Below are 23,063 nucleotides of genomic sequence, written 5' to 3'. Positions count from 1 at the left end.
GCCCGTCGTGAGCGTCTACGACGACCGCCCCTGGCTGGCGCTCTACGGCGACCAGCCGCCGGACTACGACATCGAGTTCGGCGACGCCCTGTCGATGTTCCGCGCCGGCGTGCAGCGCGACCCCGACGGCGACGCGCTGCGCTACTTCGACGGCACGGTCGTCCGCCGGGACCTCGACGCGATGACCGACGCGATGGCCGCCGGGCTGCTGGAGTCCGGCTTCCGGCCGGGTGACCGGCTGGCGGTCTACCTGCAGAACGTGCCGCAGTTCGTCGTGGCCATGGTCGCCACCTGGAAGGCCGGCGGCGTCATGGTGTCGATCAACCCGATGAGCCGGGCGCGGGAGCTGTCCTACCTGCTGGCCGACTCCGGCGCGACGGTGCTGCTGTGCCTGGACACCCTCTACGACGAGGTCGCCCGCGACGTCGTCCCGGGCACCGACGTCCGCCTGGTGCTCACCACCAGCGGCCTGGACCTGCAGACCCGCGACGACGAGCGGCTGTTCGCCGGCGTCACCAGGCAGCGGCACGAGGGCACCACCGACCTGCTCGAGTTCGTCGAGCGGTACCGCGGGCAGACCCCGCCGCCGGTGGAGCTGGGCCCCGACGACGTCGCGTTCCTGACCTACACGTCGGGGACGACGGGCGTGCCCAAGGGCGCGATGAACACCCACCGCAACGTCTGCTTCACCGCGCAGGTCTACCGCGACTGGACCCACGCCGGGCGGGACGGCGCGATCTTCGGCATCGCGCCGCTGTTCCACATCACCGGCCTGATCGGCCACGTGGCGGTGAGCATGCTGGTGCCGGCGCCGCTGGTGCTGGCCTACCGGTTCGAGCCGCAGGTGGTGCTCGACGCGTTCCTCGAGCACCGGCCGGCGTTCACCATCGGCGCGATCACCGCCTTCAGCGCGCTGCTCAACGCCCCGGGGTTCCGCAAGGAGCACTTCGACTCGTTCACGTCGGTCTACTCCGGCGGGGCCGCGATCTCCCCGGCCGCCGAGCGCGGGTTCTTCGAGGCCACCGGCAAGCAGGTGCACAACGCCTACGGCCTCACCGAGACGACGTCGCCGATGACGGTGACGCCGTTCGGGTCGCCGTCGCCGGTGGACCCGAACTCGGGCGCACTGTCGGTGGGCGTGCCGGCGCCGAACACCGTCGTCCGCATCCAGGGCGACGACGGGCAGGACCTGCCGCTGGGCGAGGTCGGCGAGATCGTGGCCGAGGGCCCGCAGGTGGTGGCCGGCTACTGGGGCAAGCCCGAGGAGACGACGACCAACCTGCCCGGCGGGGCGCTGAGGAGCGGCGACGTCGGGTTCATGGACCCGCAGGGCTGGGTGTTCATCGTCGACCGCAAGAAGGACATGATCAACGCGTCCGGTTACAAGGTGTGGCCGCGCGAGGTCGAGGACGTCCTGGCCGAGCACCCCGCCGTCCGCGAGTCCGCCGTCGTCGGCGTGCCCGACGAGAAGCGCGGCGAGACGGTCAAGGCGTTCGTCAGCCTCAGGCCGGGGGCCAGCACCACCCCGGAGGAGCTGATCGCGCACTGCAGGGAGCGGATGGCCGCCTACAAGTACCCGCGCAGCGTGGTCGTGCTCGACGAGCTGCCGAAGACGGTCACCGGCAAGATCCTCCGCCGCGAGCTGCGGGGGACGTGAGCGGGCCGGGTCCCCGCCCCGCCCCGGGCGGGGACCCGGTCACCGCACCGGCGCGCCCGGCCGGCGCGACCACGTGGGCCGGGCGGCCCGGATCCCGGCCGCGCCGGTGCCCACGACCGCGACCAGCAGGGCCACCCAGGCCCACAGCCACGGGTCGTCGGCCTCGACGTCGCGGCGGTACCAGAGCACCACCACGAGCTCGAGCGCGCCGAACACGGTGTAGGTGACCGCCGCGACGCCCAGCCGGTCCAGGTCCCGCTCGCGGACCGACAGCGCCGCGGCGAACCCGAGGGCGAGCAGCCAGGCGCCGATCACCTGCGAGCTCAGCGGCGTGATCTCCCACGGCCAGAACGACGTGACGGTCTCCACGTGGTGGTGCACGGTGAGCCCGCCGGCGAACAGGACCGCGCCCGCCGCGGCCAGCAGCGCCCCCTCGACGAGCAGCAGCGCGGTGAGCCGGGCCGGCATCGGCAGCCGCACGGGCGGGCGCCGGCCCCGGCGGACCTCCTGCCCGAGGACCACCGCCAGGCACAGCGCCGGGACGACGAGGTAGACGGCCAGCCAGACCCAGGCCGCCGCCCGGGCGACCGGCCCGCCGGTGAGCAGGTGCAGGCGGTGGGTGTGGATCAGCGTCGCGGCGCAGGTGAGGACGGTGAACAGGGTGACCGTGAGGACCGGCACCCGGATCCGGCTCCACCGGTCCTGCCGGAGGGAGAGGACCGACAGCACCGCGCCGGCGGTGTAGGCGGCGCCGAGGAACGCGGCCGTCGCCTCGGTGCGGATGGACCAGGCCCAGAAGCGGTCGGCGACGTCGGCGAGCAGCAGCAGCTCGGAGACGGCGAGCAGCGTGAGCGCGAGGAAGGCCGTCAGCAGCCACCGGGTGCCGGGGCGGACCTCCTCGGCGGGGTCCGGCGTCCGCGGTGCGACGGGTTCCATCGGCTGCCGCCTGTCGGTCGTGCCCGGCCCGCGACGGGGTCGGCTGGGCGCGCACCGGCGCCGGACCCCGGACCGGCGACCCAGGCTGGCACGGCGTCCGCGCCGGGTCGAGGGCCCATCGGCTCCGGCTCCTCAGCCGGCGGCGCGCACGTTCTCCGTCCACACGTCCCAGCCGAGCCGCACGACCAGCGCGGTGACCACGACGAGGAACACGACGCGGATGAACCCGGTGCCGCGGGAGGTCGCCGTCCGGGAGCCGACGTAGCCGCCGAGCGTGTTGGCCGCGCCCAGGCACAGGCCCAGGCCCCAGACGACCGACCCGTGCGGCACGAAGAACGCCAGCGCGCCGAGGTTGGTCGCGACGTTGACGATCTTCGCCTTGGCGCTGGCGTTGAGGAAGTCGTAGCCCAGCAGCGACACCAGGGCGAACACGAGGAACGAGCCGGTGCCGGGGCCGAGGACGCCGTCGTAGAAGCCGATCACCGCCCCGACGGCGAGCGCGGTGCCGTGGTGGCGGCGGCCGGTGTGCCGCAGCGCCGTCACCTCCCCCAGCGCCGGGCGGAACGCGGTGAACAGCGCGATGCCGACCAGCGCCACGACGATCACCGGCTTGAACACCGCGGCCGGCAGCAGGGCCGCCACCGACGCCCCGCAGGACGAGCCGACCAGGGCGACCGCGGCCATGGGCAGCGCCGTCCGCAGGTCCGGGTGCACCCGCCGCTGGTAGGTGACCGCGCTGGTGGTGGTGCCGAACACCGACGCCAGCTTGTTGGTGGCCAGCGCCTGCACCGGGGCCAGGCCCGGCACCAGCAGCAGCGCGGGCAGCTGGATCAGCCCGCCGCCGCCGACGACGGCGTCCACCCAGCCGGCGGCCAGCGCCGCGACGAGCACGAGGGCGAGCAGGGAGGGCGTCAGGCCCTCCGGCAGGAGCAGGTCAGTCACGCGTGCGTCCCGGGGCGGTCACGGACAGCCAGCCTCCCCGACGCCGGAGGGGACCGGACGGCCGGGTCCGGGGAGCCGCGTTGCGGCCGGTCGCGTCCGGCGGTGCGATGGTGCGATGACAGGGGGTGGAGCGCGCACCCGGCAGCCGCCCGTCGGCGCGGCGGCCGACGCACACTCGCCGCACCGGCTCACCGCCCGCGACTGGCGCCGGGTGCTGCGCCGCGTCGCGCGCCACGTGCTCAGCGACCGGCTCATGGTGCAGGCGTCGGCGGTGGCGTTCTTCGCGCTGCTGTCGGTGGCGCCGGTGCTGGTCACGGCGGTCTCGGTGTACGGCGTCGTCAACACCCCGCAGGACGCGCTGCACCAGCTGTCCGGGGTGGCGGGGATGCTGCCGGAGGACCTGCGGTCGCTGGTGGTCGACCAGCTGACGACGATCACCACCGCCTCCACGCACGTGAACACCTGGCGCGGGCTCGGCGGCCTGGCCGCGGCGCTGTGGACGGCGACGACCGCGATGACCTACCTGATCGACGGGCTGACCCTCGCGTACCACGAGACCGAGACCCGGGGCTTCCTCCGCCGCAGCGCGCTGGCGCTCGTCCTCGTCCTCGGCGGCGCGGTCCTGCTCGGCGGGATCATCGCCGGCGCCGGCGAGGTCTCGGGTGCGCTCGCCGGGGCACCGGGCGCCGTCCGTGACGTCGCCCCCGTGCTGACGTGGGTCGCCGCGGCGGTGCTGATGAGCGCGGTGCTCGCCGTCCTCTACCGGTTCGGCCCCGACCGCAGGCAGGCCCGGTGGCGGTGGATCACCCCCGGAGCGGCGCTGACCACCGGGCTGTGGCTCGCGACGACGATCGGCTTCTTCGCCTACGTCCGCAGCCTGGGCGACTACTCCGCGACGTACGGCTCGCTCGCCGGCGTGGCCATCAGCATGTTCTGGCTGTGGACGACGGTCTTCCTCGTGCTCGTCGGCGCGGTCGTCAACGCCGAGACCGAGCGGCAGACCGCCCGGGACTCCACCGTGGGCCCCGAGCGGCCGCTCGGCGAGCGCGGCGCGGTGGTCGCCGACAGCGCGCCGCCCTACCCGGGCGAGCGCTGAGGGCGGTCAGAGGTAGTTGACGTGCACGTGGTCGAAGTGGTTGGCCGTCGTGCCGCCGCGGTCCTCCATCGTCTGCCACGACCCGTTCGGCGAGGACAGCATCCGCTGCTCCCAGATCAGGTAGTCGACGCCGAGCTCGTCCCAGTGCGCGCGGTGGTAGGCGACGATCGCGTCGCCGAGGGCGGCGTCGGTCATGACCATGTAGTCCAGCGCCCTGCCGGAGGGGTGGCCGCCCGGGTCGGCCGCGCTGGCGCGGGTGCCGCCCAGGGTGATCGCGTCCGCCCCCGGCACGTTGCTGACGACGGCGTCCGCGGCGGCCTGCACCTGCGGCTCGACCGGACCGGTGCTGTTGGTGATGCGGGCGACGGCCGAGACGACGGTGGTGCCCGCGGTCTCCGCCGGGCCGGCCTCCTCCTCGGCCTCGGCGGCCTCGGCGGCCTCGGCGGCTGCGGCGGCCTCCGCCGCGGCGGCGGCCTCGGCGGCCGCGGCGGCTGCGGCGGCCTCCGCGGCGGCGCGGGCGGCGGCCTCGGCCTCGGCCCGCTGCCGGTCGACGGTGGCCTGGTCGGCGGCGGCCTGCGACTGCTGGGCCGCGGTCTCGGCGGCCTCCCGCGAGCTGCGGGTGGCGGCGAGGTCCTCGAGCGGCGCCAGGTCCGGCGGGGCGGTGGCGGTCACCGGGCCGGACTGCGCCGACAGCCCCAGCGCCTCGGCGACGGCGACCGACCCGCTCGCCGTCCCGGCCTCGGCGGTGGCGGCCGGCTGCGGGCCGACCAGGACGTTGACCAGGACCGCGCCGGCGGCGGCGACGCCCAGGTACAGGCCCGGACGGCGGTGCGCGGCCGGCGGGCGGCGGCGGTCGGAACGGTCTGCGGACGCGCCGGGGCGGCCGGGGGTGGTGCTCGAGGGCATGGGTGCAGGTCTCCCGTCAGCCGCCTGCCGAGTTAGCTGACGGGTTCGGGCGGGAAGCAGCCCTACCCGCCCGGACGCACGGGTCCGGTGCGGGATTCACCCCAGTACTGCGGTGGGTCCCCGGCTCGCCCAGGGGGCGACTCGGCGGCGACCGCCCGGGTCCCCTGGCGGGGACGGGGCCGGACGGCCTCGGCCACGGTAACGGCCGTTACCCGTCCGTGACAAACCGCGGCCGCGTTCCGTGGCGGGGACCACACGCCGGTCAGGGGCGGGTGCGCAGCCGCCCGACGACGCGCAGCGGCAGGCGCAGCCACCACCCGGTCACCCGCCAGGGCAGGACCGCGGCGGCCCGGACGCCGCGCGCGCCGAGGGCGGCGAGGTCGGCCCACTCGGCCGGCCGCGGCGCCGGGGCGGCCGGCGCGGCGGAGGGGGGCGGCCCGGCGGGGGTCGGCTCCTCGTCCTCCTCCGGCGTCCCGCCGGAGGCCCCGTCCGACGGCGCCACCACCGACGGACCGGCGGGCTCCCCCGGGTCCTCCTCGGGCACGAGGACGTCGAACGCGGTCCGGCGGCGCGGGGCGCGCAACGAGTCGAACGACGGGATCGCCGGGGACGGCGGCGCGTCGTCCTCGTCGGGCAGCGGCCACAGCCCCACCGCCACGGGCTCGGGGACGACCGCGCGGACGGCGGCCACCATCGCCGGCCCCAGCCCGGGGACGGCGGCCAGCTCGCGGCGGGTCAGCGCGGACAGCTGCTCGACGGTGGTGATCCCGGCGCGGGTCAGCGCGCCCACCGCCCGCGCGGGCAGACCCAGCTCCCGGACGCTCCCCGTCGGCTCGACCCGCGACCTCGTCGACATGGCGTCGGACCCTAGCCCCGGGTTCACCGGGACGGTCCCGCCGGGGAGCCGTCCCAGGCCGGTTCCGGCGGGACGGTCCCGCCGGCGCCGGCGTCCGGGGCCGGGGAGGTCGCCGGCGCCCCACCGGTCGACGTCGTCCCCGCGTCCGGGGCCGGGGACTCCCCCGTCGCCGGCGGGGCGGTGTCCCCGGGCGTCCCGGTCGCCGGCGCCGGCGGTTCCGGCGTCGTGCTGCCGGACGGGGTGCTCTCCGGGGCCTCGGGCGTGCTCTCCGGCGCCGTGCCCGCGGACCCGGGGCCCTCCGCCGTGGTCGCCTCGGGCGTGGTCGCCTCGGAAGCGGGCGCCTCGGGGGTCGTGACCTCGGGGGTCGTGACCTCGGGGGTCGTGACCTCGGGGGTGGTGGCCTCCGGGCCCGGGGCCTCCGGCGTCGGGGTCCCGGGGGTGCTGCTGTCCGCGGCGGGCGCCTCCGGCGTCGCCGCGGGGGCCTCCGGCGCGGACCCACCGGACGGGCCGGGCCCGGCGGCGGGCGCCTCGGGCTCGGGCACCGCGGTGTCGGGTGCGACGGCGGCGACCACCTGCACCCGGTCGCCGGCGGCCAGCTCCACGTCCACCGGGTCCAGGCCGACGACGGTGCCGGGAGCCGCGTCCGGGGTCTGCTCGCCGCGCTGGCCGACGGTGAGACCGAGGGCGGTCAGGTCGTCGGTGACCTCGGCCACCGGGCGGCCGAGGAAGTCCGCGGCCCGCAGCACGATCCCGGCCTGCTGCGTCTCGGCGGCGTCGGCCACCGGCACGTCACCGGCGCGGGTCGTGGTGAACAGCACGCCGCCGACGACGAGCGCGACCAGCAGCAGCGGCAGCAGGACCAGCGCCCGCCGGCGCCGGCGCGGCTCCGGCCCGGGGACCGGCGCGGGCTCCGGGACCGGCCCGGGGACGGGGGCGGCGGCCGCCACCGGGCGGGTGGGCGGCACGGGGGCGGCCCGGGGGTCCAGGGCCTCCTCGACCGCGGCCAGGAAGGCGGCGCCGTCGGGCAGGCGGGCGCCGGGGTCCTTGGTCAGCGCGGCACCGATGAGCTCCTTGACGTCGGGCGGCAGGTCGTCGGGCAGCGGCTCGGGCTGCTCGCGGACCTGCTTGAGCGCGACGGTGACCGGGTTGGTGCCGGTGAAGGCGGCGTGGCCGGTCAGCGACTCGTAGCCGACCAGGCCGAGGGCGTAGACGTCGCTGGCCGGGCCGACCCGCTCGCCGGCGGCCTGCTCCGGGGACATGTACTGCGCGGTGCCGATGACCTGGCCGGTCTGGGTGAGCGGCACGCACTCGGCCGACCAGGCGATGCCGAAGTCGGTGAGCTTCACCCGCCCGTCGGGCCGCACGAGGATGTTCGAGGGCTTGACGTCGCGGTGGACGACGCCACCGCGGTGCGCCTCGGCGAGGGCGGCCGCGGCCTGGCGCAGCACCGAGAGGGCGGCACCGGGGTCCAGCGGGCCCTCGGTCTCGATGAGGGTGGACAGCGGCGCCCCCTCGACCAGCTCCATCACCAGGTAGGCCAGGTGCTCGCCGGTGGCGTCGTCGGTGCCCTCGCCGTAGTCCAGGACGGTGGCGATGTTGGGGTGGGTGAGCGCCGCCGCGTGCCGGGCCTCGTTGCGGAAGCGGGCGAGGAAGGTCGGGTCGTCGGCGTACTCGCTGCGCAGCACCTTGACCGCGACCGGCCGGGCGAGCAGGTGGTCCCGGCCCCGCCAGACCAGGCCCATGCCGCCGGTGGCGATGACCTCCTGCAGCTCGTAGCGGTCCCCCAGGGTCCGGCTCCCCCGCTGCACCGTGGTCACTGCCCGACTCCGTCCCGTCCGACGCGGGCGGGTGCGCCCCGCCTCCTCCGGCCCCCACCGGGAGCTGCGCGGCCGCTCCCCCTGCCGGGTGGGCGACCCCGGGTGGGTTCCCGTCCGGACGCCCCGTCAACCACCGGACCGCCCACGGCGGCTCCCCCGGACGCGTGCCGGTGCTCGCGCGGCCGGACTCCGGTCCGCCAGGATCCGGGCGATCCGCGGCGACGGGGCCGCGGCCGTTCCGGAGGTCGCCCGTGGACTCGGCCCTCAGCACCGTCGCCCTGCCCGCCGCCCTGGCCGTGATCATGTTCGGGCTGGGGCTGTCGCTCACCGTCGACGACTTCGCGCGGGTCACCCGCCGGCCGCGCGCCGCCGTCGTCGCCCTCGGCCTGCAGCTGCTGGTCCTGCCGGCCCTGTGCTTCGGCCTCGTGGTGGCCACCGGCCTGGAGCCCGTGCTGGCGGTGGGGATGGTGCTGCTGGCCGCCTCGCCCGGCGGGACGACGGCGAACCTGTTCAGCCACCTGTTCCGTGGCGACGTCGCGCTCAACGTCTCGCTGACGGCGGTCAACTCGCTGCTCGCCGTCGTGACGCTGCCGCTGGTGACCAACCTCGCCGTGACCGTCTTCGACCCGCCCGGCGCCGGGTCGATCGGCCTGCAGTTCGGCAAGACCGTGCAGGTGTTCGCGATCGTGCTGGTGCCGGTGGCGCTCGGCATGCTGGTGCGGCGGGCGGCGCCGGCGTTCGCCGAGCGGATGGACCGGCCGGTGCGGGTGCTGTCCGCGGTCGTGCTCGCCCTGGTGATCGCCGGGACCGTGGTGGCCGAGCGGGAGGACGTGGCCGGGTACCTGCGCGAGGTCGGGCTGGTCGCGCTCGCCTTCTGCGCGCTCAGCCTGCTGGCCGGGTTCGCCGTGCCGCGCGCGCTCGGCGTCGGCCACCGGCAGGCGGTCGCCTGCGCCTTCGAGATCGGCGTGCACAACAGCACGCTGGCGATCACGGTGGCGATCAGCGTCCTCGGCAGCGTGGAGCTGGCCGTCCCGGCGGCGGTCTACGGGGTGCTGATGTTCCCGGTGGCCGCGCTGGCCGGCTGGGCGATGACCCGGTCCTCCCGGTCGGGCGCGCCGGAGCGCGTCGCGTCCTGACCCGGCCACCGGCGGGCCAGGGCCGGGACGACCTCCGCGCCGGCGGTGCCGGCCGCGGCCCAGCCGAGGACGACCAGCCAGGACAGCGGGTCCAGCGGGGTGCAGCCGAAGAACCGGCTGAGCCCGGGGGTCTGCACGACCGCGGCCAGGGCAACCAGCGACCCGGCCGCGGTGGCCAGCACCAGCGGGCTGCGCCGCCCGGCCCAGGCGGTCTGCCCGAGCTGGGTGGCGATCAGCGCGGCGAGCCCCATCGTGCTGGCCCGCCGGCGCAGGCCGGTGACGCGGCCGGTGGCCCACGCGCCGGTCGCGCCGGCGGCGGTGGCCACCCCGCGGACGGCGACCAGGCGGCGCACCGCGTCGGCGAAGCCGCGGTACGGGCCGGCGAGCAGCACCGGGGCGAGCGGGTGGCCGGCCAGCGGCCCGCCGTCCGCGGCCGGGGCGGCCGCCCGCGGGCGGGCCACGGCGACGGCCAGCGCCGGGAACATGTCGGTGAGCAGGTTGACCAGCAGCAGCTGCCGGGTGCCCAGCGGCGCGCGGCCGCCCAGCGCGGAGCCGAGCACGGTGAACGCGACCTCGCCGGCGTTGCCCCCGACGAGGATGGCGACGGCGTCCCGGACGCGGGACCACAGCGCGCGGCCCTCGGCGACGGCGTCGACCAGCCGGGTCAGGTCCCGGTCGGTGATCACGAGGTCGGCGGCGCTGCGGGCGGCGGGCGACTCGGCGCCGGCCACCCCGACCCCGACGTCGGCCAGCCGGATCGCGGCGGCGTCGTTGATGCCGTCGCCGGTCATGGCCAGCGTGGCGCCGGCGCGGCGCAGGGCGCCGACGAGCAGCACCTTCTGCTCCGGCGTCAGCCGGGCGAACACCGCCGCCTCGCGCACCAGCGCGGTCCGCTCGGACTCCGACGCCCGCGCCAGCTGCGCGCCGGTGACCACCCGGCCGGCGTCGGGGACCCCGGCCTCGGCGGCGATCGCGGCGGCGGTCTCCGGGTGGTCGCCGGTGGCCACGAGCACCCGGACGCCTGCCGCGGTCAGCTGCTCGACCGCCGCGGCCGACGAGCCGCGGACGGTGTCGGCCAGGCCCACCAGGCCGCGCAGGGTCAGCCCGGTCGCCGCCGCCTCGAGGTCGTCGGGCCGGCCGTCCACCGCGCGGTCGGCGACGGCGAGCACCCGCAGCCCGTCGCAGGCCAGCTCCCGCACCCGGTCCGCGGCGTCGCCCGGGTCGGTGCACAGCCGCAGCACGACCTCCGGCGCGCCCTTGACCACCAGCCGGCCCGAGCGCAGCGCCGCCGAGAACCCGCGGCCGGTGGCGAAGGGCACCGAGGCCTCCGGCTCGCCGCCGCCGGCCATGCCGCGGTCGGTGGCGGCGGCGTCGACGGCGCGGTCGGTCTCGTGCGCGTCGGTGTCGCCGGCGCCGATCCCGGCCGCGGCCAGGCGCAGCAGGCCGTCCTCGCCGTCGTCCGGACCGTCCCCGAGGGGCAGCAGCCGGGCCACCCGCAGCCGGTTCTCGGTCAGCGTGCCGGTCTTGTCGAAGCAGACGGTGTCCACCCGGCCGAGCGCCTCCAGCACCCGGGCGCTGCGCACCACCACCCCGTCCCGCGACAGCCGCCGGGCCGCCGCCTGCTGGGCGACGGTCGCGACCAGCGGCAGCCCCTCGGGGACGGCCGCGACGGCGACCGCGACCCCGGAGCTGACCGCCTCGCGCAGCGGCCGCCGCCACAGCACGCCGAGGGCGGCGACGGTCCCGCCGCCGGCCAGCGTCAGCGGCAGCACCGAGCGGGTGAGCTCGGCCAGCCGGGCCTGGACGCCGGCCGGCGGCGCCCCGCGCCCGGCCGCCCGCGCCGCCCGGCCCGCCTGGGTGGCCGGGCCGACGGCGACGACGACCGCGCGGCCGGTGCCGGCCACGACGGTCGTGCCGTCGAAGAGCATGCAGCGCCGGTCGGGCACCTCGGCGCCCGGCGTCGGGGCCACCGACTTGGCCACCGCGAGGGACTCGCCGGTGAGGCTGGACTCGTCGGCCTCGAGGTCCTCGGCGGCCAGCAGCCGCGCGTCGGCGGTCACCACGTCACCGGAGCCGACGAGGACCACGTCACCCACCCGCAGCGCGCTCGACGGCACCTCCTCCTCACCGCCGTCGGCCTCCCGGCGGACGCGGGCGTCCTGCTGCAGCAGCAGTGAGGCCAGCGCCGTCTCCGCGCGCATCCGCTGCGCCGCGCCGAGCAGCGCGTTGCCGACCGTGACCCCGCCGACCAGGAACGCGTCCGCGGTCTCGCCCAGCACGGCGGTGGCGCCGGCGCCGGCGCCCAGGACGGGGGTGAGCGGGTCGGCGAGCTCCGCGGCGACGGTGCGGCCGAACCGGACGGGCACCCGGACCACGGCCGTGCCGCCCACCCGCCGCCACGCGCGGGTCAGCGGGCCGGGCGGGGCGTCGCCGTCCCGGGGCAGGTCCGCCAGCCGGCGCAGGACGTCGTCGGGGTCGAGGGCGTGCCACGGCGTGTGCACCGACGGGGGCGGCGGGGGCCGGCGGGCGGCGCGGACCGCCGTCACGGTGCCGTCGAGCATCGTCCACAGCGTCGCGGACTTGCCCGGGGTCGTCGCCCGCCGCTGCCCGCCGCGGGCCGAGCCGACGGCGGCCAGCAGCCCGCCCAGCACGTTGCCGGTGACCGCGCTCTGCACCGACCGGCGGGCCAGCCGCCGCGCGTCGGTCACGGCCCGCACCACCCGGCAGGCGTCGGCCAGGCCGGTCCCGGTCACCAGGTCCGCCGCCCAGGCCGGCGCCCGGTCGGGCCGCACGGGGGCCACCGCGACGTCGGCGGCCAGCAGCGCGGCCGCGTCGGCGGAGGAGACCAGCAGCACCCCGTGCCCGTCGGCCTGCAGCCGGCGGACGACGCCGGCCAGCGGCTCGTCCGCGGGCGCGATCTCCCCGGCGACACCGGCGATCTCCCGGCTGCCGGCGTGCGCGGTGAGCACCAGGCGTGCGCCGGTGCCGGCGGCGGCGGTCAGCAGCGCCTCGGCGTGCGGGTCGAGCTCGGGGGCGACCAGGACGGTGCCCACCCGCCGGCGCCCGGCGTACAGCGTGCGCAGCGCCGCCCCCGGCGCGTCCGGCGCTCCCCGCGGCGGGCCGAGCCGGGTGCCGCCCGCGCCGTCGCCGTCGGCCAGCAGCCGCGCCGCCGCCGTCCACACGGCGGCGGTGTCCCACCCGTCGGCCTCGGCGGTGGCCTCCAGGACGACCGGCGGGCCGGTGCACAGGGTCGCCCCGTCGACCACCACGCAGTCGACGCGGTCGAGCCGGCGGTAGGCCGTGCCGTCCAGGGGCAGCACACCCGCGCGGCACAGCAGCCAGTCGAGGGTGGCGGCGAAGGACTCGCGGCCCGCCAGCGCGGCCCTGGGCGTGAGCGCCTTGACCAGGTCGGCGGCGCGGCCGGGGCGGCCGGTCAGGGCGAGGACGGCCAGCACGGCGCCGGTCGTCGTCGGGCCCATCCGGCCCTGGTAGCGGTCGACCGCGCCGGGCGGGAGGGGCACCGGCCGCTCCCCGGCGCGGGCGGCCGGGGCCGGGTCCTCCGGCTCGGTCCCGTCCGGCTCGGGCCGGCACAGCTGCTCCTCCCGGCGCCGCCACACCTGCCGCCGGGCCCGGACCTCGAGCACCTGCTGGGCGGAGGCGGCCGCGTTGAGCGCCGGGACGACCGGGCTCTGGGTGGCCGAGTGCAGCACGGCGGAGAGCCCCTCGAGGACCAGGCGGGTGCCGTACCGGCCGATCCGCCGGGCGAGCAGCTCGGTGATCCAGTCCTGCGTGTCGACCAGCGTGACCGCGAGCGTGGCGTGCCGCGACAGGGCGGGGATCGGCAGCGCCCGGGCGGTGAGCGCGGTCAGGACGCCGAGGGCGTCCACCGCCAGCGCCGTCGCCGTCGCGAGGAGCGGCTCGAGGTCGGCGGGGTGGTCGGCCGGCTCGCGCAGGACGTCCCGCCGGTCGCCGGCGTCCTGCAGCGTGCGCACCGTCCCGACGACGTCGTCCACGCCCACCCGCCGCGTGTCGACGGCGACCAGCGCCCGGCCGAGGACCTCGTTGACCGTGGCCCACTGCACGCCCTCGAGCCGCTCGAGGCGCGCGCGCAGCGTGCGGCCGGCGTCGGGCGGCGCGCCGGGGGCGCACTCGGGCAGCTCGACCTGCACCAGGTCCCCGTCGGCCCACACCCGCGGCGTGTGCCGCCCGCCGTCGGGCTCGAACATGCCGGCGGCGACCCGCGCGAGCTCCCGCAGCCGGCCGGTGGGCAGCGGGTCGGCGCCGGTGAGCAGCGTGCCGGCGGCCCGGACGCCGGAGACGGCGGCCTGGGTGAGGTCGACCGGCCGGCCGGTGACCCGGCTGGTCAGGTCCTCCGCCGTGCGCACCGCGGCGCGGGTGGAGACGCCGAGCAGGCCGGCGGTGAGCACGGCCGGCGCGGCGGCGACCTGCGCGCCGGTCACCGCGAGGCGCGCCGTGGCGGCCAGGGCGCGCCGGGCGGTGGCGGCTCGGTGGAGGACGCTCATCCCGGGGCTCCCCCCTGCGCGACACCTGCTGTCCGCCCATCGTCCACCTCGGAGTGACGGACGTCACGACCCCGGACCGGTACGCGTCGGTCCGCTCCGGCCGGGCGTCAGTCCGCCGCGCCGCGCCAGCGCAGCACCTCCAACGCCGCGGCCACGCCGAGGACGTTCTCGGCCAGCGGCCGGGGCAGCAGCTCGTCGGCGCGGGCCAGCCGGCGCAGCACGGTGTTGCGGTGGGTGTACAGCCGCTCGGCGGTGCGGGAGGCGTTGCCGAGCTCCCGCACGTAGGTCAGCACCGTCTCGCGGGTGTCGGGGTCGGCGGTGGCCAGCCGGCCCAGGGTGCCGGCGAGGAACTCCTCGAGCTGGGTCGGCTCGGTGGTCAGCAGCGCCACCAGCTGCACGTCCTCGTAGCGGGCCACCTGCTGCGGGGAGGTCAGCCGCGCCAGCATCCGCTGCGCCGTCGCGGCGTCCAGGTGGCTGCGGCGGAAGCCGTCGACGTCGCGGCCCGGCCGGCCCACCGCCACCCGGACGTCGGGGTGCGCGGCCAGCGGCCCGGCCAGCTCCGCCGCCCGCGGCGCGGTGCCCACCGGCAGCCACACCCACAGCGCGGCCGCGCTGGCGACGACGGTCAGCCGCCGGGTCGCGCCGGCCGCCCGCATGACCGCCTCCGCGGCGGCCTCCAGCTGGCCGGGCGCCGCGCTGCCGGACCCGGTCCACACGACGGCGGCGGTGTGCGGACCGGTCAGCCCGTAGCCCAGCTGCGCCTCCGCGCGGGCCCGGCCGATCGGCGCGCCCTCCAGCAGCAGCGTGACCGTGGCCCGGCGCTCGGCGTGCGCGCCGCGGGTGAGCTCGGCCCGCTCGGCGGCCATCCGCTCGGACAGCGCCGCGACCGTGTCGTCGATGAACGTGGTGATCGACAGCGCCGACACGTCGAGCAGCTCGCGCAGCTCGGCCGGGTCGCCGGTCAGCTCGAAGCAGATCTCCATCCACCGCCGCCAGGCCACGCCCTGCGCCGTCCGGTAGGCGTCCAGCCCGCTCTGGTCCAGCCCGCGCCGGACCAGGTCGCGGGCGGCGTCCAGCACCTCCCCGCCGGTGTTGGCCGGCACCCGCCGGCCAGGGTGCTGCACGTTGGCCGCCGCCCAGTGCAGCAGGTTGGCCAGGTTGGCCCGCCGGGTGGCGGCGGCGAGCACCGGGTCCTCGGCGACCGGGCGCATCCGCTCGGTGCCCAGCGACGCCCGGTGCAGCTCCTCGATCCAGTCGGCGCGGGGGTCGAGGGCCACCTCCGCGCCCCGGCGGAACAGCTCCCGGATCCGAGGGGAGACGGCCGGCCAGTCCGCACCCTCTGCTGCAGTCTGCACCGCGCCAGTATCGGGATGGTGCACTTCGCCGTTGCACCGGGTGACCGGGACCACGCAGTCTCGTAGGCCGCTGCACCCGTGTCCCGAGGACGGAGCACCGCATTGACCACCACGCAGACGCCGGTCGAGCACCTCGACGTGCTGATCGTCGGCGCCGGGATCTCCGGCATCGGCGCCGGCCGGTACCTGACCACCGAGCTGCCGCAGAAGAGCTTCGCGATCCTCGAGGCGCGCGGCGCCTCCGGCGGCACGTGGGACCTGTTCCGCTACCCCGGCATCCGCTCGGACTCTGACCTGTCGACCTTCGGCTACGAGTTCAAGCCGTGGCGGGACCGCCAGTCGATCGCCGACGCGCCGAAGATCCTGGCCTACCTGCGCGAGACCGCCACCGAGAACGGCCTCGACGAGAGGATCCGCTACCACCACCGGGTGCTGGCGGTGGCGTGGTCCGGCGAGGACGCCCGCTGGACGGTCGACGTCGAGCGCACCGACACCGGCGAGCGGCTGCAGCTGACCGCCGGCTGGGTGTTCTGCGCCGGCGGCTACTACCGCTACGACGAGGGCTTCACCCCCGTCTTCGAGGGGCGCGACCGCTTCCGCGGCGAGATCGTCCACCCGCAGTCCTGGCCCGAGGACCTCGACCTCACCGGCAAGCGGGTCGTCGTCGTCGGCTCCGGTGCCACCGCCGTGACGATCGTGCCGGCCATCGCCGGCACCGCCGCGTCGGTGACGATGCTGCAGCGCACCCCCACCTACGTGCTGCCGGTGCCCCGCGAGGACAAGGTCGCCGCGCTGCTGCGGAGGTGGTTCGGCGACGAGCGCGGCTACGCGCTGACCCGCCGCAAGAACATCGCCCAGCAGCGGGCGATCTGGAGCTTCTGCCAGAAGCACCCGAAGGCCGCCCGCAGGGTCATCCGCTGGGTCAACACCAAGCAGCTGCCCGAGGGCTTCGACGTCGACACGCACTTCAACCCGCCGTACGACCCGTGGGACCAGCGGCTGTGCGCCGTCCCGAACGGCGACCTGTTCCGCGCCATCCGCGAGGGGAAGGCCGACGTCGTCACCGACCGGATCGTCACCTTCGACGAGACCGGCATCCGGCTCGCCTCCGGGCGGCACCTGGACGCCGACGTGATCGTGACCGCGACCGGGCTGAACGTGCAGGCCTTCGGCGGCGTCGCGATCACCGTCGACGGCGCGCCGGTGACCCTGTCGGAGACGGTCTCCTACAAGGGCATGATGCTGTCCGGGGTGCCGAACCTCGCCTACGCGATCGGCTACACCAACTCGTCCTGGACGCTGAAGGTCGGCCTGCTCTGCGAGCACTTCGTCCGGCTGCTCAGGCACATGGACGAGCGCGGCCTGGACACCGCGCGGCCGGTGCTCGCCGACCCGGACATGCCCACCCGGCCCTTCCTCGACTTCGCCGCCGGCTACATCCAGCGCGCCGTCGGCCGGCTGCCGCGGCAGGGCGACCGGATGCCGTGGCTGACCTCGATGGACTACCACTCCGACGTCAAGCTGCTCCGGGCCGACAGCGTCGTCGACCCCGAGCTCCGGCTCACCCGGGCGGCCGACCGCGTGACCGCCGCGGCGGTGCCCGCGTGACCGCGGCCGAGGCGCCGGCCCGCGTCGCGGCGGAGGCGCCGGCCCGCGTCGCGGCGGAGGACCGCTTCGCCGACCTGCCGGCCGGCCCGCGGATCTGCCACCGCGTCGACGGCCCGGACGACGGCGAGCCGCTGGTGCTCGTCGCGGGCCTCGGGCTGGACCTCACCTCGTGGCCGCAGCGGATGGTCGACGGGTTCACCGGCCGCGGCTTCCGCGTGGTGCGGATGGACAACCGCGACGCCGGCCGGTCGGGCCGGATCGCCACCCCGCCGCCGGGCCGCGCGCGGCAGCTGCTGGCCCGGCCCCGGCCGGACGCCTACGACCTCACCGACATGGCCGCCGACACCGTCGGCCTGCTCGACGCCCTCGGCCTCGGCCGGGTGCACCTGGTCGGCATGTCGATGGGCGGGATGATCGCGCAGGTCGTCGCGGCCCGGCACCCGCACCGGGTGGCCAGCCTGACCTCGATCTTCTCCACCACCGGGTCGCGCCGGGTCGGGCAGCCGGCCCGCTCCACGATCCTGCGGCTGGCGCGGGCCGCGCCGCGCAGCGTCGAGGAGTCGGTCGAGCGGCACCTGGCGATGCTGGGCCACATCGGCGGCCCCGGCTTCCCGCCCGACGACGACCTCGAGCGCGCCTGGGCGGCCGCGCTGTGGGAGCGCGGCGGCGGCGACCGGTCGCGGGAGGTGGCCCGCCAGATCGGCGCCATCCAGGCCTCCGGCGACCGCACCGCCGACCTCGCGCGGATCACCGCGCCCACGCTGGTCGTCCACGGCGACGTCGACCGGATGGTCCACCCCAGCGGCGGGCGCGCCACCGCCGAGGCGATCGCCGGTGCCCGGCACGTCGAGATCCCCGGCATGGGCCACCACCTCGCGCCCGGCGTCGTCGACCGGCTCGTCGAGCTCACCACCGACCTCGCCCGCGGAGCGGGCCGCGACGACACCGCCCGGTCCGCGGGCGCCGACCTCCCAGGGGGGAACCGATGAGCAGCGTGCGCGGCAAGGTCGCCGTCGTCACCGGCGCCGGGTCCGGCATCGGCCGGCAGCTGGCCTTCGAGCTGGCGAAGCGGGGGGCGCGGCTGGCGCTGTCCGACGTCGACGAGCTGGGCCTGGGCCAGACCGCCGACCGGGCGAAGGCGCTGGGCGCGGAGGTGCACACCGCCCGCCTGGACGTCAGCGACCGGGCGGCCGTCGTCGCGTACGCCGACGCGGTCGCGGCCCACTTCGGCGTGGTGCACCAGGTCTACAACAACGCCGGGATCTCCGGCGGCGGTCGCTCGGTGCTCGACACCGACTGGGAGACCTACGACCGCACGCTCGGGGTCAACCTGCACGGCGTCATCAACGGCACCAAGGCGTTCCTGCCGCACCTGATCGCCTCCGGCGACGGGCACGTGGTCAACGTGTCCAGCCTCAACGGGTTCATGGCCCAGCCGACGCTGTCGGCGTACTGCGCGAGCAAGTTCGCCGTCCGCGGCTTCACCGAGGTGCTGCGCACCGAGATGATCGCCGGCGGCCACCCGGTGCGGGTCACCGTCGTCCACCCGGGCGGGGTGAGGACCAACATCGCGTCGGCGACGGTGGCCGAGGCCCGGGCGCAGGGCCTCGAGCTCTCCCCCGCGGAGCTGGCCCGCAACCGCGTCTACAACGAGAAGCTGCTGACGATGCCCGCCGAGCAGGCGGCGCGGATCGTCGTCGACGGCGTCGAGGCCGGGAAGCCGCGCGTGCGGGTCGGCAAGGACGCCGTCCTGGTCGACCGGCTGGTCCGGCTGCTGCCGGCCCGCTACCCGGTGCTGTCGGCCTGGTACGACCGCAAGCTGTTCGGCCGCGCCTGAGGCCCGGGGCCCCGGCCGCCGCCCGGCGGCCGGGGCTCAGGCCCGGTGCAGCCCCGCCGGCTGCGGGCCCAGGCGCCAGCCCGCCCCGCCGGTGAGCGCGATCGCGGCCGCGACGGCGACGTAGAGCCAGGCGGCCGGCCCGTCCCACGCGACGTCGCCGCGGTGCAGCAGGACGACCACGAGCTCCAGGACGCCGAACACCGTGTAGGCGATCGCCGCGGTGCGCAGCCGCTCGAGGTCCCCGGCCAGCGCCGCCAGGGCGGTGGCGACGCCGAAGGCGACCAGCCAGGCCCCCACCACCCGGGCGGTCAGCGGGGTCAGCGGCCAGGGCCACAGCGTCGTCGCCGACGACGGCGCGATCGAGATCGCGGCGCCCACGGCCAGCAGGACCAGCGACTCCACCGCCAGCGCCGTCCGCAGGACGACCGGCACCGTCCGGGTCCGCGGCGGGTCGGTGCCCGGCGCCCGCTCCTGGACCGGCAGGACGACGAGCATCGCCAGCGGGATGACGACGTAGACGGCGGTCCAGAACCAGGCGGCCCCGCGGGCGAGCAGCGGCGCCGCCGCGAACTCGTCCTGGAAGTGAAACCGGTCGACGTGCACCAGCGTGGCGACCAGCGTGAGCACGGTGAACACCAGGATGGTGAGCACCGGCACCCGGCTGTGCGCCCACACCGGGTCGCGCAGCGACAGGACCACGAGGGTGAAACCGGCCGCGTAGCCCGCGCCGAGGAAGGCCGCGGTCGCCGGCGGCTGGATCGTCCAGGCGAAGCTCTCGCTCGTCCGCGTCGACAGGACGAACAGCGCGACGAAACCGAGCGCGGTGAGGACGCTGAAGGCGAGCAACAGCGCCCGCATGGCCGGCAGCAGCTCGCGCCGCCCGGTCGCGGGCCGCACGGCCGTGGGGACAGGGTCCACCGCGGACCTCCGTGGTTCCTCCGCCCCGTGCGGGCCCATTGGAGCACCGGCGCCGGGGACTGTCACCGGACTTCCGTCCCCGCCCGGTACCGCCCTCGGGACCTATGCCTCTACGGCACGGCGGCCCGTGCTGCGGATGCTCGACCCGGCAGTGCTCGACGCGTGCAGCGAGGCGGGTTCCCATGACCCCACCGCTCCCCGGTCCCCCGGGCGGCCGGGCGTGACCGCCGGGGTGGCGCTCTCGGCCGAGACTCGGCTCGCGCGCCTGCTCGAGCGGCTGCTCACCGCCGCCGAGGCGTCGCTGGCCGCCGGGGACCTGGAGCCCGCGCGGACCACCGCCGAGGAGGTCCGCGCCGTCGACCCGGACAACCGGCGCGCCGCGCTCGTCCTGCAGCGGGTGGCGAGCCGCCAGGTCGGCCCGGCCGGCGAGCGGGCCCTCATGACCCTGCTGTTCTCCGACCTGGTCGGGTCCACGCTGCTGTCCGAGCAGGTGGAGCCCGAGCAGCTGCGGGACCTGTTCGCCTTCTACCGGGCGGCCGCCCGCGAGGCCGTCGACCGGTACGGCGGCACCCTCATGCACTACTCCGGCGACGGCATCCTCGCCGGCTTCGGCCACCCGGTCCCGCACGAGGACGACGCCCGGCGGGCGGTGCTCGCGGGCCTGGACCTGGTGGTGGCGCTGCACGACGCCCGGGAGCGGCTGACCGACCGGTTCGGCGTGGCCCTGGACGTCCGGGTCGGGATCCACACCGGCCGGGTGGTGGTCACCGACCTGGTCGACGACGGCGCCGTCGCCGAGCGGGACTCCGTCGTCGGCCTGGTGCCCAACCTCGCCGCGCGGGTGCAGCAGACCGCCGACCCGGGCACGGTGGTGATCAGCGACGTCACCCAGCAGCTGGTCGACGCCGACTTCTACCTGCAGTCGCTGGGCGAGCGCGCGCTCAAGGGGATCAGCCGGCCGGTCGAGGTGTTCCGCGTCGACCGGCCCCGCTACGCCGCGGCCCGCTTCCAGTCCGAGCGGTACCGCAAGGCCGGCCTCGTCGGGCGGGACGAGCCCCGCGCCCGCCTGCTGGCGGCGTGGGACGCCGTGCGGCGGGGCGACACCGGCGCCGCGTTCCTCGTCGTCGGCGAGCCGGGCATCGGCAAGTCGCGGCTGGCGGCGGAGGTCCTCGACCGGGTGGAGGCCAGCGGCGGCCGGGTGGTCGGCGCCGCCTGCCTGCCCTACCACGCCAACGTCTCGCTCTGGCCGATCGCGCGGATGATCGAGCGCCTGGTGAGCCGGGCGGGCGAGGGCGGGGACCGGCTGCGCCCGCTGGTCACCCACCTGGAGTCCCTCGGGCTGGACCCGGCGGTCGTCGTCCCGCTGATCGGCCCGCTGGCCGGGCTGCCCCCGACGCCGGAGTTCCCGGCACCCGAGCTGGACCCGGGCGCCCTCCTCGACGAGACCCTCGACCGGCTCGTCGAGTGGATGGCAGCGGCCGCCGTCCGGCGGCCGCACCTGCTCGTGGCCGAGGACCTGCACTGGGCCGACCCCTCCACCGTCGACCTGCTGGGCCGCGTCGCCGCGCGCCGCCCGCCCGGCCTGCTGCTGCTCGCCACCAGCCGCGACGAGACCGCGGTCCCGTGGCGGGGCGCGGCCCGCGTGGTCCCGCTCGGGCGGCTCGACGACCGGGCCGCCGACCGGCTGGTCGGCAACCTCACGGCCGGCCGCGACCTCGACGACGCGGTGCGGTCGGCCATCGTCGAGCACGCCGAGGGGATCCCGCTGTTCGTCGAGGAGCTGACCCGCTCCGGCCTCGAGGCGCGGCGCGCCGAGCCGATCCCGCTGCGGCTGCAGGAGCTGCTGACCTGGCGGCTGAAGGCGCCCGGGGTCGACCTGCGGGTGGTCCAGACCGCCGCCACGATCGGGCCCACCTTCGACCCGGCGACCGTCGCCGCGGCGGTCGGCGACCCGGACGCCGTGGACGAACAGGTCCGCGTGCTCTCGGACCTCGGCGTCATCGAGCGGGCGGGGCTGGCGACGGGCGCCTACCGGTTCCGGCACGCGCTCATGCGCGACGCCGCCTACGAGACCCAGGTGCTCGACGTGCGCCGCCGCACCCACGCCGCCGTGGCCGAGGCGCTGGCTGCGCAGGGGGCCGAGCCGGCGCTGGTGGCGCAGCACCTGGACCTGGCCGGTGCGGCGATGCCCGCCGCCGGCCGCTACGTCGAGGCCGCGCAGGCCGAGCAGGCCCAGGGCGCCCACGCCGAGGCTATGCGGCTGCTCACCCGGGAGCTGGAGCTCGTGGCGCCCCTGCCTCCGTCCGAGGAGCGCGACCTGGCCGAGCTGGGCGCCCGGATGCTGCGCGGCCTGTCCAGGAGCGCGATGCGGGGCTATGCGGATCCCGAGGTGGAGGCCGACTACCGGCGGGCCCAGGAGCTCGCCACCCGGCTCGGGCGCCCGGAGGCGCTGCCCGCGCTGATCGCGTTGTGGGCGTACTGGCTCACCAGCGGCCGGCTGACCACCGGTCGCGGCGTGCTCGACCAGCTCGCCGCCATGGTCCGCGAGCCCGCGTTCGCGGCCTTCGGGCCGGAGCTCGACGCGGTCACCGGCGTCCACGAGTTCTACCGGGGGCACCTGGTCACGGCCCAGGAGCACCTGGAGCGGGCACTGGCCGGCTTCGCCGCCCGGCCCGCCGGAGGACCGGTCTCCCCGATCTGGCCGCTGCCCAACGACCCGGTCTCCGGCGTGGCCGCCGCCCTCGCCGCCGTGCTCACCGCGCGCGGCGAGGTGGCCGAGGGCGAGCGCGTGCAGCAGCAGGCCCTCCGGGGGGCCGAGGCGCTCGGTCCTCCGCACGGTCCGTACAGCCGCGCCTTCGCCCGGGTGGCCTGGGGCGCCTGGGTCCGTCGTCTGCTCGGCGACGACGGGGAGGCCCGGCGCCTGGGTCAGGAGGCCGTTGCCATCGGCCGGGAGCACGGTTACGCCCTGTGGACGGCGCTCGGCTCGGCCTGGGCGGCCACCGGCACCCCCGGCGGCGCACCGGACCGGGAATTCCTCGAGGAGTCCCTCGCGGCCCTGGCGCTCATCGGCCAGCGGGCCTTCGCCGCCTGCCACCTGGCCCTCCTCGCCCGGCTGGACGAGGAGGCCGGCGAGCCGGACCGGGCCGACGAGCACCTGGCCGCGGCGTTCGCCGCGGCCCGGGACAGCGGCGAGGACCTCCACCTGCCGGAGCTGCTGCGTCAGCGGGCCCGGTCCACGTTCGCCCGCGGCGGCGACCCCGCCCGGGCGGCGGCCGACCTGACCGAGGCGCTGTGGATCGCGACGGCGCAGGGCGCCCGGCTGTCCCGGCTGCGCGCCGCCCTCGACCTCGCCCGGCTGCCCGCGGACGTCCGGCCGCAGGACTGGCGCACCTTCGTCGCGGAGGCGCGCGCGGACCTGCCGGCCACGACGGCGACCCCCGAGACGGCCGCGGCCGACGAGCTGCTGGCCGGCTGAC

General features: G+C 77.4%; 15 protein-coding genes and 1 riboswitch. Of the genes, 7 read left to right on the top strand and 8 right to left on the bottom strand.

From position 1 onward, the window contains the following. Positions 1–7 precede the first annotated feature (7 nt). Complete coding sequence (locus ACI8AB_RS08830; RefSeq protein ID WP_456949813.1) at positions 8–1,657, top strand: AMP-binding protein; 1,650 nt, start codon at positions 8–10, stop codon at positions 1,655–1,657. A gap of 39 nt (positions 1,658–1,696) precedes the next feature. On the opposite strand, the gene ACI8AB_RS08825 is transcribed toward ACI8AB_RS08830, so the two are convergent. Together ACI8AB_RS08825 and ACI8AB_RS08820 are read right to left on the bottom strand one after the other, a co-directional pair. Then, the gene (locus tag ACI8AB_RS08825; RefSeq protein WP_456949812.1) at positions 1,697–2,593 is read right to left on the bottom strand and encodes a hypothetical protein; all 897 of its coding nucleotides are present in this window, start codon (positions 2,591–2,593) and stop codon (positions 1,697–1,699) included. A 132-nt stretch (positions 2,594–2,725) separates the two neighbouring features. Continuing rightward, complete coding sequence (locus tag ACI8AB_RS08820) at positions 2,726–3,535, bottom strand: sulfite exporter TauE/SafE family protein (protein ID WP_456902200.1); 810 nt, start codon at positions 3,533–3,535, stop codon at positions 2,726–2,728. A gap of 115 nt (positions 3,536–3,650) precedes the next feature. Here ACI8AB_RS08820 and ACI8AB_RS08815 point away from each other — a divergent pair, with 115 nt between their 5' ends. Beyond that, a complete protein-coding gene (locus tag ACI8AB_RS08815) occupies positions 3,651–4,631 on the top strand; it encodes a YihY/virulence factor BrkB family protein (protein WP_456949811.1) in 981 nt (326 codons plus the stop codon). Positions 4,632–4,637: 6 nt separating this feature from the next. On the opposite strand, the gene ACI8AB_RS08810 is transcribed toward ACI8AB_RS08815, so the two are convergent. From ACI8AB_RS08810 to ACI8AB_RS08800, 3 genes are all read right to left on the bottom strand, one after another. Beyond that, the gene (locus tag ACI8AB_RS08810; protein WP_456949810.1) at positions 4,638–5,537 is read right to left on the bottom strand and encodes a hypothetical protein; all 900 of its coding nucleotides are present in this window, start codon (positions 5,535–5,537) and stop codon (positions 4,638–4,640) included. Between the two features lie 6 nt (positions 5,538–5,543). Then, positions 5,544–5,694: riboswitch (cyclic di-AMP (ydaO/yuaA leader) on the bottom strand. 105 nt (positions 5,695–5,799) lie between these two features. Further along, a complete protein-coding gene (locus tag ACI8AB_RS08805) occupies positions 5,800–6,393 on the bottom strand; it encodes a DNA-directed RNA polymerase subunit alpha C-terminal domain-containing protein (protein ID WP_456949809.1) in 594 nt (197 codons plus the stop codon). A 23-nt stretch (positions 6,394–6,416) separates the two neighbouring features. Then, positions 6,417–8,210: a protein kinase domain-containing protein gene (locus ACI8AB_RS08800; protein ID WP_456949808.1), complete on the bottom strand. Its 1,794-nt coding sequence runs from the start codon at positions 8,208–8,210 to the stop codon at positions 6,417–6,419. Positions 8,211–8,461: 251 nt separating this feature from the next. On the opposite strand from ACI8AB_RS08800, the gene ACI8AB_RS08795 reads away from it, so the two are divergent. Continuing rightward, entirely contained in the window at positions 8,462–9,346 is an 885-nt protein-coding gene (locus ACI8AB_RS08795; RefSeq protein WP_456949807.1) for a bile acid:sodium symporter family protein, read from the top strand. Here ACI8AB_RS08795 and ACI8AB_RS08790 read toward each other — a convergent pair. Together ACI8AB_RS08790 and ACI8AB_RS08785 are read right to left on the bottom strand one after the other, a co-directional pair. Next, a complete protein-coding gene (locus tag ACI8AB_RS08790) occupies positions 9,253–13,869 on the bottom strand; it encodes an HAD-IC family P-type ATPase (protein ID WP_456949806.1) in 4,617 nt (1,538 codons plus the stop codon). The genes ACI8AB_RS08795 and ACI8AB_RS08790 overlap by 94 nt on opposite strands. A 107-nt stretch (positions 13,870–13,976) precedes the next feature. Then, entirely contained in the window at positions 13,977–15,224 is a 1,248-nt protein-coding gene (locus tag ACI8AB_RS08785; protein WP_456949805.1) for a PucR family transcriptional regulator, read from the bottom strand. Between the two features lie 102 nt (positions 15,225–15,326). Here ACI8AB_RS08785 and ACI8AB_RS08780 point away from each other — a divergent pair, with 102 nt between their 5' ends. The 3 genes from ACI8AB_RS08780 to ACI8AB_RS08770 are packed head-to-tail and all read left to right on the top strand — an operon-like array spanning position 15,327 to position 18,669. Continuing rightward, on the top strand, positions 15,327–16,832 hold the full coding sequence (locus tag ACI8AB_RS08780) for a flavin-containing monooxygenase (protein ID WP_456949804.1): 1,506 nt from the start codon (positions 15,327–15,329) through the stop codon (positions 16,830–16,832). Continuing rightward, positions 16,829–17,821, top strand: coding sequence for an alpha/beta fold hydrolase (locus ACI8AB_RS08775; RefSeq protein WP_456949803.1), 993 nt, complete (start codon positions 16,829–16,831; stop codon positions 17,819–17,821). The genes ACI8AB_RS08780 and ACI8AB_RS08775 overlap by 4 nt, the downstream gene beginning before the upstream one ends. Beyond that, positions 17,818–18,669: an SDR family NAD(P)-dependent oxidoreductase gene (locus ACI8AB_RS08770; protein ID WP_387988889.1), complete on the top strand. Its 852-nt coding sequence runs from the start codon at positions 17,818–17,820 to the stop codon at positions 18,667–18,669. The genes ACI8AB_RS08775 and ACI8AB_RS08770 overlap by 4 nt, the downstream gene beginning before the upstream one ends. 36 nt (positions 18,670–18,705) lie before the next feature. Here the strand turns inward: ACI8AB_RS08770 and ACI8AB_RS08765 are convergent, their stop codons facing one another. After that, positions 18,706–19,587 carry a hypothetical protein gene (locus ACI8AB_RS08765; RefSeq protein WP_456949802.1) on the bottom strand — a complete coding sequence of 294 codons (882 nt, stop codon included), beginning with the start codon at positions 19,585–19,587 and terminating at the stop codon, positions 18,706–18,708. A 220-nt stretch (positions 19,588–19,807) separates the two neighbouring features. Between ACI8AB_RS08765 and ACI8AB_RS08760 the strand changes: the two genes are divergently transcribed. Continuing rightward, complete coding sequence (locus ACI8AB_RS08760; protein WP_456949801.1) at positions 19,808–23,062, top strand: ATP-binding protein; 3,255 nt, start codon at positions 19,808–19,810, stop codon at positions 23,060–23,062. Position 23,063 lies beyond the last annotated feature (1 nt).

Source organism: Geodermatophilus sp. SYSU D00698 (assembly GCF_054050335.1).
Note: the sequence above shows the minus strand (reverse complement) of the source record. Positions and strands in the feature narration are given on the sequence as shown.

Coding starts and splice junctions, on each gene's coding strand:
- ACI8AB_RS08825 (WP_456949812.1), bottom strand. CDS start 2,593: ATGGAACCCGTCGCACCGCGGACGCCGGACCCCGCCGAGGAGGTCCGC.
- ACI8AB_RS08815 (WP_456949811.1), top strand. CDS start 3,651: ATGACAGGGGGTGGAGCGCGCACCCGGCAGCCGCCCGTCGGCGCGGCG.
- ACI8AB_RS08810 (WP_456949810.1), bottom strand. CDS start 5,537: ATGCCCTCGAGCACCACCCCCGGCCGCCCCGGCGCGTCCGCAGACCGT.
- ACI8AB_RS08805 (WP_456949809.1), bottom strand. CDS start 6,393: ATGTCGACGAGGTCGCGGGTCGAGCCGACGGGGAGCGTCCGGGAGCTG.
- ACI8AB_RS08790 (WP_456949806.1), bottom strand. CDS start 13,869: ATGAGCGTCCTCCACCGAGCCGCCACCGCCCGGCGCGCCCTGGCCGCC.
- ACI8AB_RS08770 (WP_387988889.1), top strand. CDS start 17,818: ATGAGCAGCGTGCGCGGCAAGGTCGCCGTCGTCACCGGCGCCGGGTCC.